The 15424-nt window shown below is 63.5% G+C and carries 14 protein-coding genes and 1 pseudogene; 11 read left to right on the plus strand and 4 right to left on the minus strand.

Annotated elements, in window-relative coordinates; all coding sequences use genetic code 11:
• The first annotated feature begins 1 nt into the window (after position 1).
• The 11 genes from murD to AC07VY_RS12690 all read left to right on the plus strand — a co-directional run bounded on the left by murD (position 2) and on the right by AC07VY_RS12690 (position 12772).
• Entirely contained in the window at positions 2-1612 is a 1611-nt protein-coding gene (murD, locus tag AC07VY_RS12640; protein WP_495097558.1) for a UDP-N-acetylmuramoyl-L-alanine--D-glutamate ligase, read from the plus strand.
• Complete coding sequence (gene ftsW / locus AC07VY_RS12645) at positions 1609-2865, plus strand: putative lipid II flippase FtsW (protein WP_495074084.1); 1257 nt, start codon at positions 1609-1611, stop codon at positions 2863-2865. The genes murD and ftsW overlap by 4 nt, the downstream gene beginning before the upstream one ends.
• Positions 2862-3929 carry an undecaprenyldiphospho-muramoylpentapeptide beta-N-acetylglucosaminyltransferase gene (murG, locus tag AC07VY_RS12650; protein WP_495097557.1) on the plus strand — a complete coding sequence of 356 codons (1068 nt, stop codon included), beginning with the start codon at positions 2862-2864 and terminating at the stop codon, positions 3927-3929. Before ftsW ends, murG begins: the two co-directional genes overlap by 4 nt.
• The gene (murC, locus tag AC07VY_RS12655) at positions 3926-5359 is read left to right on the plus strand and encodes a UDP-N-acetylmuramate--L-alanine ligase (protein WP_495097556.1); all 1434 of its coding nucleotides are present in this window, start codon (positions 3926-3928) and stop codon (positions 5357-5359) included. The genes murG and murC overlap by 4 nt, the downstream gene beginning before the upstream one ends.
• Entirely contained in the window at positions 5356-6303 is a 948-nt protein-coding gene (locus AC07VY_RS12660) for a D-alanine--D-alanine ligase (RefSeq protein ID WP_495097555.1), read from the plus strand. The genes murC and AC07VY_RS12660 overlap by 4 nt, the downstream gene beginning before the upstream one ends.
• Positions 6304-6335: 32 nt before the next feature.
• On the plus strand, positions 6336-7115 hold the full coding sequence (locus AC07VY_RS12665) for a cell division protein FtsQ/DivIB (protein ID WP_495097554.1): 780 nt from the start codon (positions 6336-6338) through the stop codon (positions 7113-7115).
• Positions 7116-7192: 77 nt separating this feature from the next.
• A complete protein-coding gene (ftsA, locus tag AC07VY_RS12670; RefSeq protein ID WP_490591098.1) occupies positions 7193-8422 on the plus strand; it encodes a cell division protein FtsA in 1230 nt (409 codons plus the stop codon).
• A gap of 155 nt (positions 8423-8577) precedes the next feature.
• Positions 8578-9795, plus strand: coding sequence for a cell division protein FtsZ (ftsZ, locus tag AC07VY_RS12675; RefSeq protein ID WP_495097553.1), 1218 nt, complete (start codon positions 8578-8580; stop codon positions 9793-9795).
• A 129-nt stretch (positions 9796-9924) separates the two neighbouring features.
• On the plus strand, positions 9925-10848 hold the full coding sequence (lpxC, locus tag AC07VY_RS12680; protein WP_495074079.1) for a UDP-3-O-acyl-N-acetylglucosamine deacetylase: 924 nt from the start codon (positions 9925-9927) through the stop codon (positions 10846-10848).
• A gap of 10 nt (positions 10849-10858) precedes the next feature.
• On the plus strand, positions 10859-11035 hold the full coding sequence (locus AC07VY_RS12685) for a hypothetical protein (RefSeq protein WP_495097552.1): 177 nt from the start codon (positions 10859-10861) through the stop codon (positions 11033-11035).
• A 150-nt stretch (positions 11036-11185) separates the two neighbouring features.
• On the plus strand, positions 11186-12772 hold the full coding sequence (locus tag AC07VY_RS12690; protein ID WP_495074222.1) for a methyl-accepting chemotaxis protein: 1587 nt from the start codon (positions 11186-11188) through the stop codon (positions 12770-12772).
• A gap of 1 nt (position 12773) precedes the next feature.
• On the opposite strand, the gene ruvC is transcribed toward AC07VY_RS12690, so the two are convergent.
• From ruvC to AC07VY_RS12710, 4 genes and pseudogenes are all read right to left on the minus strand, one after another.
• A complete protein-coding gene (gene ruvC, locus AC07VY_RS12695) occupies positions 12774-13322 on the minus strand; it encodes a crossover junction endodeoxyribonuclease RuvC (RefSeq protein WP_495097551.1) in 549 nt (182 codons plus the stop codon).
• A 187-nt stretch (positions 13323-13509) separates the two neighbouring features.
• Positions 13510-14934 (minus strand): NAD(P)(+) transhydrogenase (Re/Si-specific) subunit beta, encoded by a 1425-nt coding sequence (locus AC07VY_RS12700; RefSeq protein WP_495097550.1) that lies wholly within the window; start codon positions 14932-14934, stop codon positions 13510-13512.
• Complete coding sequence (locus AC07VY_RS12705; protein WP_310377337.1) at positions 14931-15257, minus strand: NAD(P) transhydrogenase subunit alpha part 2; 327 nt, start codon at positions 15255-15257, stop codon at positions 14931-14933. The genes AC07VY_RS12700 and AC07VY_RS12705 overlap by 4 nt, the downstream gene beginning before the upstream one ends.
• 38 nt (positions 15258-15295) lie before the next feature.
• Positions 15296-15424, minus strand: a pseudogene (locus AC07VY_RS12710) (NAD(P)(+) transhydrogenase (Re/Si-specific) subunit alpha); the annotation flags it as partial.

Consider the following 15424-nt stretch of genomic DNA (forward strand, 5'->3'; position numbering starts at 1 on the left):
CATGCGCCACCTGCAAGACCTTCCTGTCGTGATCCTGGGCCTGGGTGCGTCCGGCCTGGCCATGGCGCGCTGGTGCGCCCGCCACGGTGCGCAGGTCACGGTGGCGGACACGCGCGAGGCGCCGCCGCAGCTGGCCACCTTGCAGCAGGAAGTACCTGGCGCCGTGTTTATCGGTGGCCCGTTTACGGCGGCACTGGCGAACGGCATGCAGGCGATCTACCGCTCGCCGGGCCTGGCTCCCGACGTCTTGGCCCCGGTGCTGGACGAGGCGCAGCGCGCCGGCCTGCGTGTGGGCGGCGAGCTGGACCTGTTTGCCCAGGCGCTGGCCGATTTGCGCCAGACCGCCGCCGCGCCAGAGAGCGAAGTCCAGCCCGAGCCCGAGGAAGAAGCGGCTCCCGTAGAGCTGTCGGATGAAGGCGAGGCCCCGGTGATTGCGGCCCCGGCTGAAGTCCTGGGTTACCAACCCGCCGTGTTGGCTATTACCGGCACCAATGGCAAGACCACGGTAACCTCGCTGACCGGCCAACTGGTGGCGCGTGCGGGCAAGACCGTGGCCGTGGCCGGCAATATCGGCCCCACGCTGCTGGACACCCTGGCCGGCCATATGGATGCCGCTACTTTGCCCGAGGTCTGGGTGCTGGAGCTGTCCAGCTTCCAACTGGATGCGACAAGGGGGTTCGAGCCGACGGCGGCCGCTGTATTGAACCTGACGCAGGACCACCTGGACTGGCACGGCAGCATGCAGGCCTATGCCGCAGCCAAAGCCCGTATCTTTGGCCAGCATGGCCTGATGCTGCTGAACCGCGAAGACCCGGGCGTGATGGCCATGTTGCCCGCGCCCATCAAGTTGCGCCTGCAGAAGCCGCAGCTGCGTCGTCACATCACCTTTGGTGCAGATATGCCGCAGCGGCCCGGCGACTTCGGTATCGAAATCGTCAACGGCATGGCCTGGCTGGTGCGCGCGCTGGAGGCCGATGAGACCAAGCGCAAACGCAGCGAAGCTGCCGACGACTTGTACATCCAGCGCCTGATGCCGGCCGATGCCCTGCGCATCCGCGGTCGGCACAACGCGGTGAACGCATTGGCCGCCTTGGCGTTGGCCAGCGCCGCTGGTTGCGCGCTGGCGCCCATGCTGTATGGCCTGCGCGAATACCAGGGCGAGCCGCACCGCGTGGAGTCGGTGAACACGGTGCGCGAAGTCGAGTATTTCGACGACAGCAAGGGCACGAATGTAGGGGCCACCGTGGCGGCGCTGGTCGGCCTGGGCGCCGATCGCCGCATTGTTTTGATTCTGGGCGGCGAGGGCAAGGGCCAGGACTTCACGCCGTTGGCCGCGCCTGTCGCCCGCTACGCGCGCGCCGTGGTGCTGATCGGCCGCGACGCGCCGCTGATCCGCAGTGCGCTGGAAGGTGCTGGCGTGGCATTGGTGGATGCAGCCAGCATGGCCGATGCCGTGCAACTGGCGGCGCAGCGCGCCCACCCGGGCGATGCGGTACTGATGTCACCCGCCTGCGCCAGTTTTGACATGTTCAAGAACTACGAACACCGGGCCCAGGTGTTCGTTGAGGCCGTGCAGGCGCTGGCAAATGGCGACATGGGGGACGCAGCATGAGCGGCCTGTCCCTGCGCTTCAGTGACTGGTTCAAGGGCCTGCCCAAGGCCGCGGCCGATGCCTTGCCTGTACGCCTGGGTGCCAGCGGCTTTTCGCGCACGCCCAGCCAGCCGGCACGCGTGCATGGCTTTGACCAGGCCCTGGTATGGGTCACCGTGGCGCTGCTGGCCTGGGGGCTGGTGATGGTGTATTCCGCCTCCATCGCCATGCCGGACAACCCGCGCTTCGCCAAGTACGACCACAACTTCTTTTTGGTGCGCCACGCGGCCTTTCTGTGTGTGGCCTTTGTGGCTGCCTTGATCTCCTTCCAGGTGCCAATGCGCACCTGGGAGCGCTGGGCACCCTGGCTGTTCATCGTTTCGCTGCTGCTGTTGGTGGCGGTGCTGATTCCCGGGGTGGGTCGGGTGGTGTACGGCGCGCGGCGCTGGCTGCCCCTGGGCATCATGAATTTTCAGCCGTCGGAGATGGCCAAGTTCGCCATCGTGGTGTACGCGGCCGACTACATGGTGCGCAAGATGGACGTGAAGGAAAACTTCTTGCGCGCCGTGCTGCCGATGGGCGCGGCCGTGGCCGTGATTGGCGTGCTGCTGCTGGCCGAGCCGGACATGGGCGCCTTTATGGTGATCGCCGTGATCGCCATGGGCATTTTGTTTCTGGGCGGCGTGAATGCGCGCATGTTCTTCCTGATCGCCACCATTCTGGTGACCGCGTTCGGGCTGATGATCGCTTTCAGCGAATGGCGGCGCGAGCGCATCTTTGCCTACCTCGACCCGTGGAGCGAGAAGCACGCTCTGGGCAAGGGTTACCAGCTATCGCACTCGCTGATCGCCTTTGGGCGTGGCGAGATTTTTGGCGTGGGCCTGGGCGGCAGTGTCGAAAAGTTGAGCTGGCTGCCCGAGGCGCATACCGACTTTTTGTTGGCCGTGATCGGCGAAGAATTTGGCTTGGTGGGCGTGATCTGCGTGATCGGCCTGTTCTTCTGGTTGATACGCCGCATCATGCACATAGGCCGCCAGTCCATCGCCCTGGACCGTCTGTTCGCCGGCCTGGTGGCGCAGGGTGTGGGCCTGTGGATGGGCTTCCAGACCTTCATCAATATGGGCGTGAACCTGGGCGCATTGCCCACCAAGGGTCTGACCCTGCCGTTGATGAGTTTCGGCGGATCGGCCATTTTGTGGAACCTGATTGCTCTTGCGGTAGTGCTTCGAGTGGACTTTGAGAACCGCCAATTGATGCATGGAGTCAGGGTATGACCCAGCAACGTTGCGCACTCGTCATGGCCGGTGGCACTGGGGGGCATATCTTCCCGGGCCTGGCCGTGGCCGAGGCCCTGCGCGAACGCGGCTGGCGCGTGCATTGGCTGGGCGTGCCTGGCAGCATGGAGCAGCAGCTGGTGCCACCGCGTGGCTTTGCCTTTGAATCGGTGGAGTTTGGCGGTGTGCGTGGCAAGGGCCTGGGCACGCTGCTGCGCCTGCCGCTGCGCCTGGGCAAAGCCTGCTGGCAAAGCATGCAGGTGCTGCGCCGGGTGCGCCCGGACGTGGTGCTGGGCCTGGGGGGCTACATCACCTTCCCTGGCGGCGTGATGGCTGCGCTGATGGGCAAACCTTTGGTGCTGCACGAGCAAAACTCCGTGGCCGGTACGGCCAATAAGCTGCTGGCGCGGCTGGCCAAGCGGGTGTTTACTGCCTTCCCGGATGTGCTGCCGCGTGGCCGCTGGGTGGGCAATCCGCTGCGTACCGCTTTCCTGCACCAGGCCGATCCGGCCAGCCGGTTCGCGCAGCGCAGCGGGCCTTTGCGTCTGCTGGTGGTGGGCGGCAGCCTGGGGGCCAAGGCCTTGAACGACGCCGTACCCCAGGCGCTGGCCATGATTCCAGCTGTGCAGCGCCCCAGTGTGCTGCACCAGAGCGGCGCCAAGCAGATCGACGCCTTGCGCGCCAGCTATGCCGCAGCCGGCGTGGAGGCCGAGCTGACGCCTTTTATCGACGACACGGCCCAGGCCTATGCGGATGCCGATCTGGTGATTTGCCGAGCCGGCGCCAGCACGGTGACCGAGCTGGCCGCCGTGGGCGCGGCAGCGCTGTTCGTGCCGTTCCCAGCGGCGGTGGACGATCACCAGACGGTGAATGCGCGGTTCCTGGTGCAGGCCGGCGCAGGCTGGCTGCTGCCTCAGCGCGAACTGACGCCCCAGGGATTGGCAGAAATGCTACAGAAATTAGAGCGATCCACGCTGGTGGAATCTGCGCAAAAGGCAAAAATGATGCAAAAAATAGGGGCTACCGAAGCCGTAGTCGCCGCCTGTGAGGAGCTCGCCGCATGAAACACGCTGTAAGACATTTGCACTTTGTCGGCATTGGCGGCTCGGGCATGTCGGCGATTGCCGAGGTGCTGCACAAGCTGGGCTATGTGGTGTCGGGCTCGGACCAGTCCGACAGCGCAACGCTGCGCCGTCTGGGCGGCCTGGGCATACACACCTTTATCGGCCACGACCCGGCGAATGTGTCCGGGGCGGATGCCATCGTCACCTCCACGGCGGTCAAGGCCGACAACCCCGAGGTGCTGGCCGCGCGCGAGAACCATGTGCCCATCGTGCCGCGCGCCCTGATGCTTGCCGAGCTGATGCGCCTGAAGCAGGGCATTGCGATTGCCGGCACGCACGGTAAGACCACCACTACCAGCTTGGTGTCCAGTGTGCTGATGGAGGCCGGTCTGGACCCGACCTTTGTGATCGGTGGCCGGTTGAACAGCGCGGGCGCCAACGCCAAGCTGGGCAACGGCGACTACATCGTGGTCGAGGCCGACGAGTCCGACGCGTCTTTTCTGCACCTGCTGCCAGTGATGGCCGTGGTGACGAATATCGACGCCGACCACATGGAAACCTATGGCCATGACCTGGGCCGCCTGAAGCAGGCCTTTGTGGACTTTCTGCACCGCATGCCGTTCTACGGCACGGCCATTCTGTGCACCGATGACCCCGGCGTGCGCTCCATCCTGGAGGATGTGACCTGCCCCATTACCAGCTACGGCTTTGAAGAGGGTGCCCAGGTGCGCGCCATCGACGTGCGCGCTGTGGGCGGTCAAATGCACTTCACGGTGGAGCGGCGCAACGGCGTGACCTTGCCCGATCTGCCAGTGGTTTTGAATCTAGCCGGCCGGCACAACGTGCTGAATGCACTGTCGGCAATCGCCGTGGCGGTGGAGCTGAATATCCCTGATGAAGCCGTGCAGCGTGCCCTGGCCAGCTTCCAGGGCGTGGGCCGGCGCTTCCAGCCTTATGGCGATCTGCCAGCGCAGGGTGGCGGGCAGTTCAGCGTGGTGGACGACTATGGCCACCACCCGGTTGAAATGGCCGCCACCCTGGCTGCAGCGCGCGGCGCCTTCCCCGGGCGGCGTCTGGTGCTGGCCTTCCAGCCGCACCGATACAGCCGCACCCGCGACTGCTTCGAGGACTTCGTCAAGGTGATTGGCGAGGCCGACGTGGTGCTGCTGTCTGAAATCTATGCTGCAGGCGAGGCGCCCATCGTGGCGGCAGACGGCCGTGCGCTGACACGCGCGCTGCGCGTGGCGGGCAAGGTGGAGCCGGTGTTTGTGGACGACATCGCCACCATGCCGCAGGCCATTTACGACAACGCCCGCGATGGTGACGTGGTGCTGTGCATGGGGGCGGGCTCCATCGGCACCGTGCCGGCCAAGGTGGTCGAAATGCTATCGAAAAAAGAGCATGCAGTGGAGGCAGCGTCTGCGCTATGACCGCAAATAACCTAAACCTCGGAAAAGTCGCCGTGCTGATGGGCGGCGCATCGGCAGAGCGCGAAGTCTCGCTGATGTCCGGCACCGGCGTGCTGGCCGCGCTGCGCAGCCAGGGCGTGGACGCCCATGCCTTCGACACCGGCGAGCGCGATCTGTCCGAGCTCAAGCGCGATGGCTTTGCGCGTTGCTTCATTGCACTGCATGGCCGCTTTGGCGAAGACGGCACGGTGCAGGGTGCGCTGGAATTGCTGGGCATTCCTTACACCGGCTCCGGCGTGATGGCCTCCAGCATCGGTATCGACAAGGTCATGACCAAGCGCATATGGCGCGCCGAAGGTCTGCCTACCCCTGGTTGGTTTGTGGTGGACAGCGCCGAGGCTGCGCGCACCGCCTTCGCCCAGCTGGGCGCACCCATGATCGTCAAGCCTGCGCGCGAAGGCTCCACCATCGGCTTGACCAAGGTCATGAGCCTGGAGCAGTGCGATGCTGCTTATGCCCTGGCCGCACAGCTGGACCCCAGCGTGCTGTGCGAGCAATTCGTCAGCGGTGACGAGGTGACCGTACCCGTGCTGGGCAGCGGCGCACAGGCCGAGGTGCTGCCGGTGATACGCATCGTGGCGCCCGAAGGCAACTACGACTACCAGAACAAATACTTTACCGACGTGACCCAGTACCTGGTGCCCTGCGGCCTGCCCGACGGCGAAGAGGCCGCCATCCAGGCCATGGTGCGCCAGGCCTATCTGACGCTGGGCTGCCGCGGCTGGGCCCGTGCTGACGTGATGATTGACGCCAAGACGCGCAAGCCCTATCTGCTGGAAATCAACACCTCGCCCGGCATGACCGGCCATTCCCTGGTACCCATGTCGGCGCGCGCGGCAGGCCTGTCATATGAGGCCCTGTGCCTGCGCCTGCTGCAGTCGGCGGCCCTGGATTACGGAAGCTAGGCCGCCTGAGTATGCAAAAGCTGCCCACCCCCATGGACGTGAAACTCATGAACGCCACCGCCTCGGTGCTGTTCCTGGGCGCGCTCGTCCTGGGCGTGGCCGGCCTGGTGAAATGGGCCGCGCGCCAGCCCATGTTTGCCATCCAGTCGATCTCGGTGGTGGGCGACGTGGCGCACAACAACGAAGTCACGCTGCGCGCCAACCTGGGCGGCAAGATCAAGGGCACCTTCTTCACCGTGGACCTGGCTGCGACCCGTGCCGCCTTCGAGGCCGTGCCCTGGGTGCGCCGGGCCGTTGTGCGCCGTGAGTTTCCCAATCGTTTGAAGGTGGTGCTGCAGGAGCACCAGGTGGCGGCTTATTGGGGGGATGAGGATTCGTCCCGCCTGCTGAACAACTTTGGCGAAGTCTTCGAGGCCAACGTGGACGAGGTGGAGCGCGATGACCTGCCTCACCTCAACGGTCCCGACGGGCAGTCCAGCCAGGTGCTGGGCATGTACCACACGCTGGAGCCCATGTTTACCCCGTTGGATGTGTCGCTGGACGAGTTGGAGCTGACCAACCGGGGCGGCTGGCGCGCCCAACTGGATTCCGGCGGTGTGATCGAGCTGGGTCGCGGCACCAGCGACGAGATCACGCAGCGCCTGCAGCGTTTTCTGGGCACGGTGACCCAGGTGGCGCGCCAGTACGGGCGTGGAGCGAATGCGGTGGAGCAAGCAGATTTGCGTTACGGCGAGGGTTATGCGCTGCGCTTGCGTGGCGTGACGACAGTGGTTGCACCCGCAGTGCGCAAAGCGCTGCCGGTGGACCACTGAATCCATTTCCCACAGCGCCCTGGCGGCCCGTAAGCCGGCCAGGGTGCTTTGGAAAATAGACTGATACAGGACGAACTATGGCAAAAGAGTACAAAGACTTGGTCGTCGGCGTAGACATTGGCACGGCCAAGGTGATGGTCGTGGTGGCGGAAGTCATGCCCGGTGGCGAGCTGAAGCTGGCCGGCTTTGGCGTGGCCCCGAGCAACGGGCTGAAGCGCGGCGTGGTGGTGAATATCGACGCCACGGTGCAAAGCATCCAGCTGGCACTGAAAGAGGCCGAACTGATGGCTGACTGCAAGATTTCGCACGTCTATACCGGCATCACCGGCAGCCATATCCGCGGTATCAATTCCAGCGGCATGGTGGCGGTGAAAGACCGCGAAGTCACGGCCGCCGACGTGGCCCGCGTGGTGGAAACCGCCAAGGCGATCAACATCAGTACCGACCAGCGCCTACTGTTGGTCGAGCCGCAGGAGTTCGTCATCGACGGCCAGGACGTGAAAGAGCCCATCGGCATGAGCGGCATCCGCCTGGAGGCCAAGGTGCATATCGTGACCGGTGCCCAGAGCGCGGCAGAGAACATCATCAAATGCGTGCGCCGCTGCGGTCTGGATGTGGACCAGCTGATGCTGAACCCCTTGGCCAGCAGCCTGTCGGTACTGACCGAAGATGAACGCGAGCTCGGTGTGGCATTGGTGGACATTGGCGCGGGCACGACTGATGTGGCTATCTTCACCAACGGCGCGATCCGTCACACGGCGGTGATTCCGATCGCTGGCGACCTGATCACCAGCGACATCGCCATGGCCTTGCGCACGCCGACCAAGGACGCGGAAGACATCAAGGTCGAAAGCGGCTACGCCAAGCAATTGCTGGCCGACCCGGAAGCCCAGGTGGAAGTGCCTGGCTTGGGCGACCGTGGCCCGCGCATGCTGAGCCGCCAGGCGCTGGCTGGTGTGATCGAACCGCGTGTCGAAGAAATCTATTCGCTGGTGGCCCAGGTCATCCGCGAGTCGGGCTTTGAAGAAGTCTTGTCCAGCGGCATCGTTTTAACCGGCGGTAGCGTAGTCATGCCCGGCATGGTCGAACTGGGCGAAGACATCTTTTTGAAACCGGTGCGCCGCGGCGTGCCCAAGTACCGCGGTGCATTGTCTGACATGGTGGCCCAGCCGCGTGCGGCCACCGTCATGGGCTTGCTGGAAGAGGCGCGTATCGGCCGTCTGCGCGGCTTCAAGGTAGCCCAGAAAAACGGCTCGATGAAGACTGCGGTCGGCCGCGTCAAAGACTGGTTTGTGGGGAATTTCTGACCATGCAAACCAAGATCTGGCTGGCGCGGGGAAGTCCCCCTTTAAACGGGCGATGGCGAAGTTGCCATCCGCCCTGGAGGTGAAATGCCTCTTAGAAAAACAACAAACACATTCATACACGCAACTGCATTTAATTGGAATATCAGGAGAAACATATGCCTATCGAAATGATTGAAGTCGAAGAATTTAACCTGGGCACCCAGATCAAAGTGATCGGTGTCGGCGGCGGCGGCGGCAATGCTGTCGAGCACATGATTGGTTGCTCGGTGCAAGGCGTGGAGTTCATCAGCGCCAACACCGACGCGCAGGCCCTGGGCCGCAGCGTGGCGCACAAGACCATCCAGCTGGGCCAGAGCGGCCTGGGCGCTGGGAGCAAACCCGACAAGGGGCGTGAAGCAGCCGAAATGGCGGTGGACGATATCCGCGCTGCGATCGATGGTGCACACATGCTGTTCATCACTGCCGGCATGGGCGGCGGTACCGGCACCGGCGCAGCACCCGTGATCGCGCGCGTGGCCAAGGAAATGGGGATTCTGACCGTGGGCGTGATCACCAAGCCTTTCGACTTTGAAGGCCCCAAGCGCATGGCCAATGCTGATAACGGCCTAGCCGAGCTGGAAGCCAATGTGGACTCGCTGATCGTGGTGCTGAATGAGAAGCTGCTGGAAGTGCTGGGCGACGACGTCACCCAGGACGAAGCCTTTGCCCATGCCAACGACGTGTTGAAGAACGCGGTGGGCGGTATTGCCGAAATCATCAATGTGCCCGGCCACGTGAACGTCGACTTTGAAGACGTGCGCACCGTCATGGGCGAGCCCGGCAAAGCCATGATGGGTACCGCGGTGTCAGATGGCCCGGACCGTGCCCGTATCGCTGCCGAGCAGGCTGTGGCCTGCCCGCTGCTGGAAGGCATCGACCTGTCGGGCGCCAAGGGCGTGCTGGTGCTGATCACCGCCGCCAAGGGCTCGCTGAAACTGAGCGAATCCAAGCTGGCCATGAATACCATCCGCGCCTACGCTTCGCCTGACGCGCATGTGATCTACGGCACGGCTTATGACGACAGCCTGGGCGAGAAGATCCGCGTGACTGTGGTGGCCACCGGCTTGAGCAAGCGCCGCGCAGCGGCCCCGCTGCAGGTGGTGGTGCAACGCACGGGTACCGACAACGTGGGCTTCACCCTGCCGACCACGGGCATGGGCGCCGGCGCTGCTGCCACGGGCGGCATTGCCCAGCCGGATTACGAAGCCCTGCGCGGTCCGGCCGTGTGGCGCACGCCCAACCGCACCCAGGCCAGTGCCCGTGTGGACGCTTTGTCCTCTGGCGGCATGGACGACTACGAAATCCCGGCGTTTCTACGCAAGCAAGCCGACTGATGAAGCCCTCTTGGGTGGGCCAGGCCTGCCCGGGAGGCGCTGCAAAAGCGGTTTGGGGATGAATTTCGCCAATCTCCGCCATCAACCATGCTGATCGTGGTTGGCGGGGCGGGCAACTAAAATCGCAGCATGCTCAAGCAAAGAACTCTCAAGTCCCTGACCAGTGCCGTCGGTGTGGGCGTGCATACCGGTCAGCGGGTCGAGCTGACCTTGCGGCCGGCACCGCCGGATACTGGCATTGTGTTTCGGCGCATCGACCTGGCTGTGCCTGTCGAGATCCCCATGACGGTGACGGCAGTAACCGATACCCGCATGGCCACGACCGTGTCCGTCGGTTCGGCCAAAGTGTCTACTGTCGAGCATCTGATGTCGGCTTGCTCCGGCCTGGGTATCGACAATATGTATGTGGATATCACTGCCGAAGAAGTGCCTATCCTGGACGGTTCGGCGGCGGCCTTTGTGTACCTGCTGCAAACGGCGGGTATCGAGTTGCAGAACGCGCCGCGCCGCTTCCTGCGCGTGACCCAGCCAGTGGAAGTGCGCGAAGGCACAGGCAGCGCCGAGAAATGGGCGCGGCTGGAGCCCTACTACGGTTACAAGCTCAGTTTCGACATCATCTTTGACCACCCGGCGGTGGATTCCACTGGCCAGCATGTGGAGTTCGACCTGGGTTCTGGCTCCTATACCCGCGACATCGCCCGCGCCCGTACCTTTGGCTTCACCCGCGATGCCGAGATGCTGCGTGCCAACGGCCTGGGCCTGGGCGGCGGCATGGACAACGCCATTCTGATGGATGACTACAAGGTGCTGAATGCCGGCGGCCTGCGCTATGACGACGAGTTCGTGAAGCACAAGGTGCTGGATGCCATGGGCGACCTGTACATGCTGGGCAAGCCGCTGCTGGCCAGCTATACCGCCATGAAGTCCGGCCATGCCTTGAATAACAAATTGGTTCGTGAACTAATGTTGCGCCCGGATGCCTGGGAGATCGTGACCTTCGAAGACGCCGCCAAGGCGCCTAGCGGCTTCGCCCAGCTCGCGCGGGCCTGGTAGCCCTCAAGCCATGCTGCTGTTTCGTTGGGCCGTGCTGTTCCTGTTGCTGGGGGCCGGTGTGTGCTTTGCGTTCTATGTCGGCACGGGGCAGCAGCGCTTTCGACTCTGGGGGCTGCGCATCTTGAAGTGGACCGTGCTGGCGGCACTGGGGTTTTTCGGTGTTCTGGTACTCGAACGTATTGCATAGCGCCGTCGCTGGAGGTGGTCCGGTATTCGCTGCGCTAATGCCCAGCAAAGTTTTTGACATTCCGGTAGTTGCCTGGATTACCCTCTTAGGCTGGAACGAAAGTTGCGTTATCGTAACCTTTTGATACACAAGGGGTGCCCTGTGCTTGCTATGAAAATGTTGTCCATCCGCGCCAGGCTGTACTTCAGCATGGCATTTTCATTGGCTGTGCTTCTCTTGGTCGGCGTGGTCGGCACCTGGGCACTGAACGACACCCGTTCCACCATGGATGCCATGGTGGACGACCAGGTGCAGGTGCTGGTGGACGTGGGCGAGCTGCGCTTCTCGCTGGCACAGGTGCGGCGTATTGAAAAAGACGCCATCGTCAACGCCAATAACGCGGTTGAGGTGGCCACTCTGCGAACCTCCTGGGGGCAGTCCCTGGCCTCGCTGCGCAAGCAGATGGGCCAGCTGTTGCAAGGCAAATACGCGGCCACCGGCCCAGTGCAGACACTCAGCAAGGCGCCGGCCCTGCTCAAGGAATACGAAGATGCGATCACCCCGGTGCTGGGGCAGATCGAGGCTGCTCAGATCGATGGATCGGTGGCAGCCGCTTATGCCGGGCGTGTGGCTCCGCAAATGGATACGGTAGACAAGTTATTGGGTGAATTGTCGGTCAACTCGCACGCCCAGATGCGTGCGGCGGTGCACGACATCGATACACGCACCAATATGCTGCTGCGTTTGCAGATTGGCATCGTAGTGCTGGCGTTGTTGGTTTTGGTGCCTGTGACAGTCATAACGGTACGCTCCATTACCGGTTCGCTGTCCCGTGCTCAGGAGTTGGCCAACCGTATCGCCCAGGGTGATTTGTCGGACGAGGTCAGTGCGACACGCCAGGACGAGGTAGGCCAATTGGTGCAGGCCATGGGCTTGATGCAGGACGCGTTGCGCGGCCTGGTCCGTCAGGTGATGGAGGCCGGCGAGCGTATTGCCTTGGCCAGCGGCGAAATGGCGTCCGGCAACCAGGACTTGAGCAACCGCACCGAACAAACCGCAGCCAGTTTGGAAGAGGCCTCCGCCTCCATGGAGCAGCTGCATGAAACCACCCAGAAGAACAGCGACTCGTCTGCCCACGCCAATCGCCTGGCTGCGAGTGCTGCCGAGGTGGCCGAGCGCGGCGGCGCGGCGGTGTCCAAGGTGGTGCGCACCATGGACGACATCAATGCCAGCTCCAAGAAAATCGCTGACATCATTGGTGTGATCGATGGCATCGCTTTCCAGACCAACATCCTGGCATTGAATGCCGCCGTGGAAGCCGCGCGCGCCGGCGAGCAGGGTCGTGGTTTTGCCGTGGTGGCCAGCGAAGTGCGCAGTTTGGCCCAGCGCTCGGCCCAGGCCGCTGGCGAAATCAAATCCCTGATCGGCGCCTCGGTGGTTAGCGTCAATAGCGGTGCCCAGCAGGTGCGCGATGCAGGGCAGACCATGGGTGAAATCGTGGGTAGCGTGCGCGGCGTGGCAGACATCATTCGGGAGATCGCCACTTCGGCCGCCGAGCAGGGCCGTGGCATCGGCGAGATGGGGGCCACCGTGCAGCATCTGGACACTATGACGCAGCAGAATGCCGCGCTGGTGGAGGAGTCGGCTGCCGCTTCGGAATCGCTGCGTGAGCAGTGCGCGCATCTGAACAGCGCGGTGCGCCGCTTCAAGCTCAACGACGAACCGGCCAGTTCACACCTCGCCATTGGCCACAGCTGATCTAGTGCGTGCGCCCGTCGCGGTACATGCCGCTGGTTTTTCGGGCCAGTGGTGTGGCTTGGGCCAGACGGGCCATGGCGTGGCCTACGTGTGCGTGGGTGATGGCCATGCCCAGCGCGTCGGCCGCGTCCTTGCCCGGTAGCACGGGCAGCTTCAACAAGCGCTTGACCATTTCCTGCACCTGCGATTTGTCGGCCCGGCCGTGGCCGACCACGGCTTTCTTCATTTGCAGCGCGGTGTATTCGGACACCGGCAGGTTGCCGCAGCCCAGCGCGGCCAGGCAGGCGCCGCGGGCCTGGCCCAATAGCAGAGTCGATTGTGGATTCACGTTCACGAAAATGATCTCGACCGATGCTGCGTCTGGCTGGTAGCGGGCACTGACTTCGCAAATGCCATCGAACAGGATCTTGATGCGCGCCGGCAGCTGGCCCAGGTCTAGGTGCGTGGTCTTGATGGTGCCGCTGGCTACATAGCCGAGATTGGAGCCATCCACGTCGATGATGCCGAAGCCGGTGGTCTGCAGGCCGGGGTCTATGCCAAGAAGTCGCATGCTATTTAATTCGTAGCTGATGGTGCAGGTGGGGTCTGCGTAGAAGGCTTGTGGACTCAATCAAGTGTGCATGTTCGGGGAGTCTGGATGGACGTGTATCCGGGTGTGGGTAACTAGCCTCGGATCGTATTTCGTCTGCGCATGCAGTGTATATAAACAAAGCCAAGGTGGGGAGCGAGGAGGGTACTCACTCAATGGCCTTACCCATGTCTTCCACCACCTTCTTGGCGTCGCCAAACACCATCATGGTCTTGTCCATGTAGAACAGCTCGTTGTCCAGCCCCGCATAGCCGGCGGCCATGCTGCGCTTGTTGACGATGATGGTCTTGGCCTTGTAGGCCTCCAGGATGGGCATGCCATAGATGGAGCTGCCCTTCACATGCGCGGCAGGGTTCACCACGTCGTTGGCACCCAGGATGATGGCCACGTCCACCTGGCCGAACTCGCCGTTGATGTCGTCCATCTCAAACACCTGGTCGTAAGGCACCTCGGCCTCGGCCAGCAGCACGTTCATGTGGCCCGGCATGCGCCCGGCCACCGGGTGGATCGCGTATTTGACGTTGACGCCCTTCGCGGTGAGCTTTTGCGCCAACTCTTTGACCGCATGCTGGGCCCGCGCCACGGCCAGGCCGTAGCCGGGCACGATGACCACGGTTTCGGCATTGCCCAGCACAAAGGCCGCGTCATCCGCGCTGCCACTCTTCACCGCGCGCTGCACGGCCGCACCCGCCGATGCGCTTGCCGCATCACCGCCGAAGCCGCCGCCAATCACGTTGAAGAACGAGCGGTTCATGGCCTTGCACATGATGTAGCTCAGGATCGCCCCCGAGGAGCCGACCAGCGAGCCGGCGATGATCAGCATGCTGTTGTTCAGGCTGAAGCCGATGCCGGCCGCGGCCCAGCCGGAATAGCTGTTCAGCATCGACACCACCACCGGCATGTCGGCGCCACCGATAGGGATGATCAGCAGCACACCCATCACGAAGGCCAGTGCCAGCATGGCGAAGAAGGCCGGCCAGCTCTCGGTGGCCGCAAATACCAGGCCCAGAGCTATGGTGGCCAGGCCCAGCACCAGGTTCAGCTTGTGCTGGCCGGGGAACACCACCGGCGCGCCCTTGAACAGGCGGAACTTGTAGGTACCCGAGAGCTTGCCGAAGGCGATCACCGAGCCGCTGAAGGTCACCGCACCGATGGCCGCGCCCAGGAACAGCTCGAGCCGGTTGCCCACCGGGATCGGTAAGCCCTTGGCGACGATGCCAAAGGCATAGGGCTCGGCCACGGCCGCCACGGCGATGAACACCGCGGCCAGGCCGATCATGCTGTGGAAGAAGGCCACCAGCTCGGGCATCTTGGTCATCTCCACCGTCTTGGCACGCCAGGCGCCGTAGGCGGCGCCGGCCAGCAGGCCGACCAGCACATACAGCATGCCACCCAGGTTGCCCTGCGCCAGTTTGACGATCAGTGCCGCCGTGGTCAGCACGGCAATCGCCATGCCGACCATGCCGAACAGATTGCCGCGGATGGAGGTGGTGGGATGGCTCAGGCCCTTGAGCGCCTGGATGAAGCAAACACTGGCTATCAAATACAGCAGCGTGACGAAATTCATGCTCATTTGCCCGCTCCTTGCTCAGCCGCAGGGGCCTTCTTGTCCTTCTTCTTGAACATCTCCAGCATGCGCCGGGTCACCATGAAGCCGCCGAACACGTTGACCGCCGCCAGCGCCACGGCCAGCACGCCCATGGTCTTGCCCAAGGTGGTTTCGGTCAGCGCAGCCGCCAGCATGGCGCCGACGATGACGATGGCCGAGATGGCGTTGGTCACTGCCATCAGCGGCGTGTGCAGTGCCGGGGTAACAGTCCAGACCACGTGGTAGCCCACGTAGATGGCCAGCACGAAGATGATCAGGTTGGTGATCGTCGGGGAAAGAATGTCCATGTCTTGCTCCTTGTTCTTGTCTTTGTGGCTTGTCGTTGTTATTTGCGGGTTACCGCGCCAGCCTGGGTCACCAGGCAAGCCGCGACGATGTCGTCGGCCATGTCCACGTTCAGCGTGCCCTCCTTGGTCAAGATGAGCTTGAGGAAGTCCAGCACATTGCGGGCATA

The organism is Rhodoferax sp. GW821-FHT02C08, assembly GCF_059421805.1.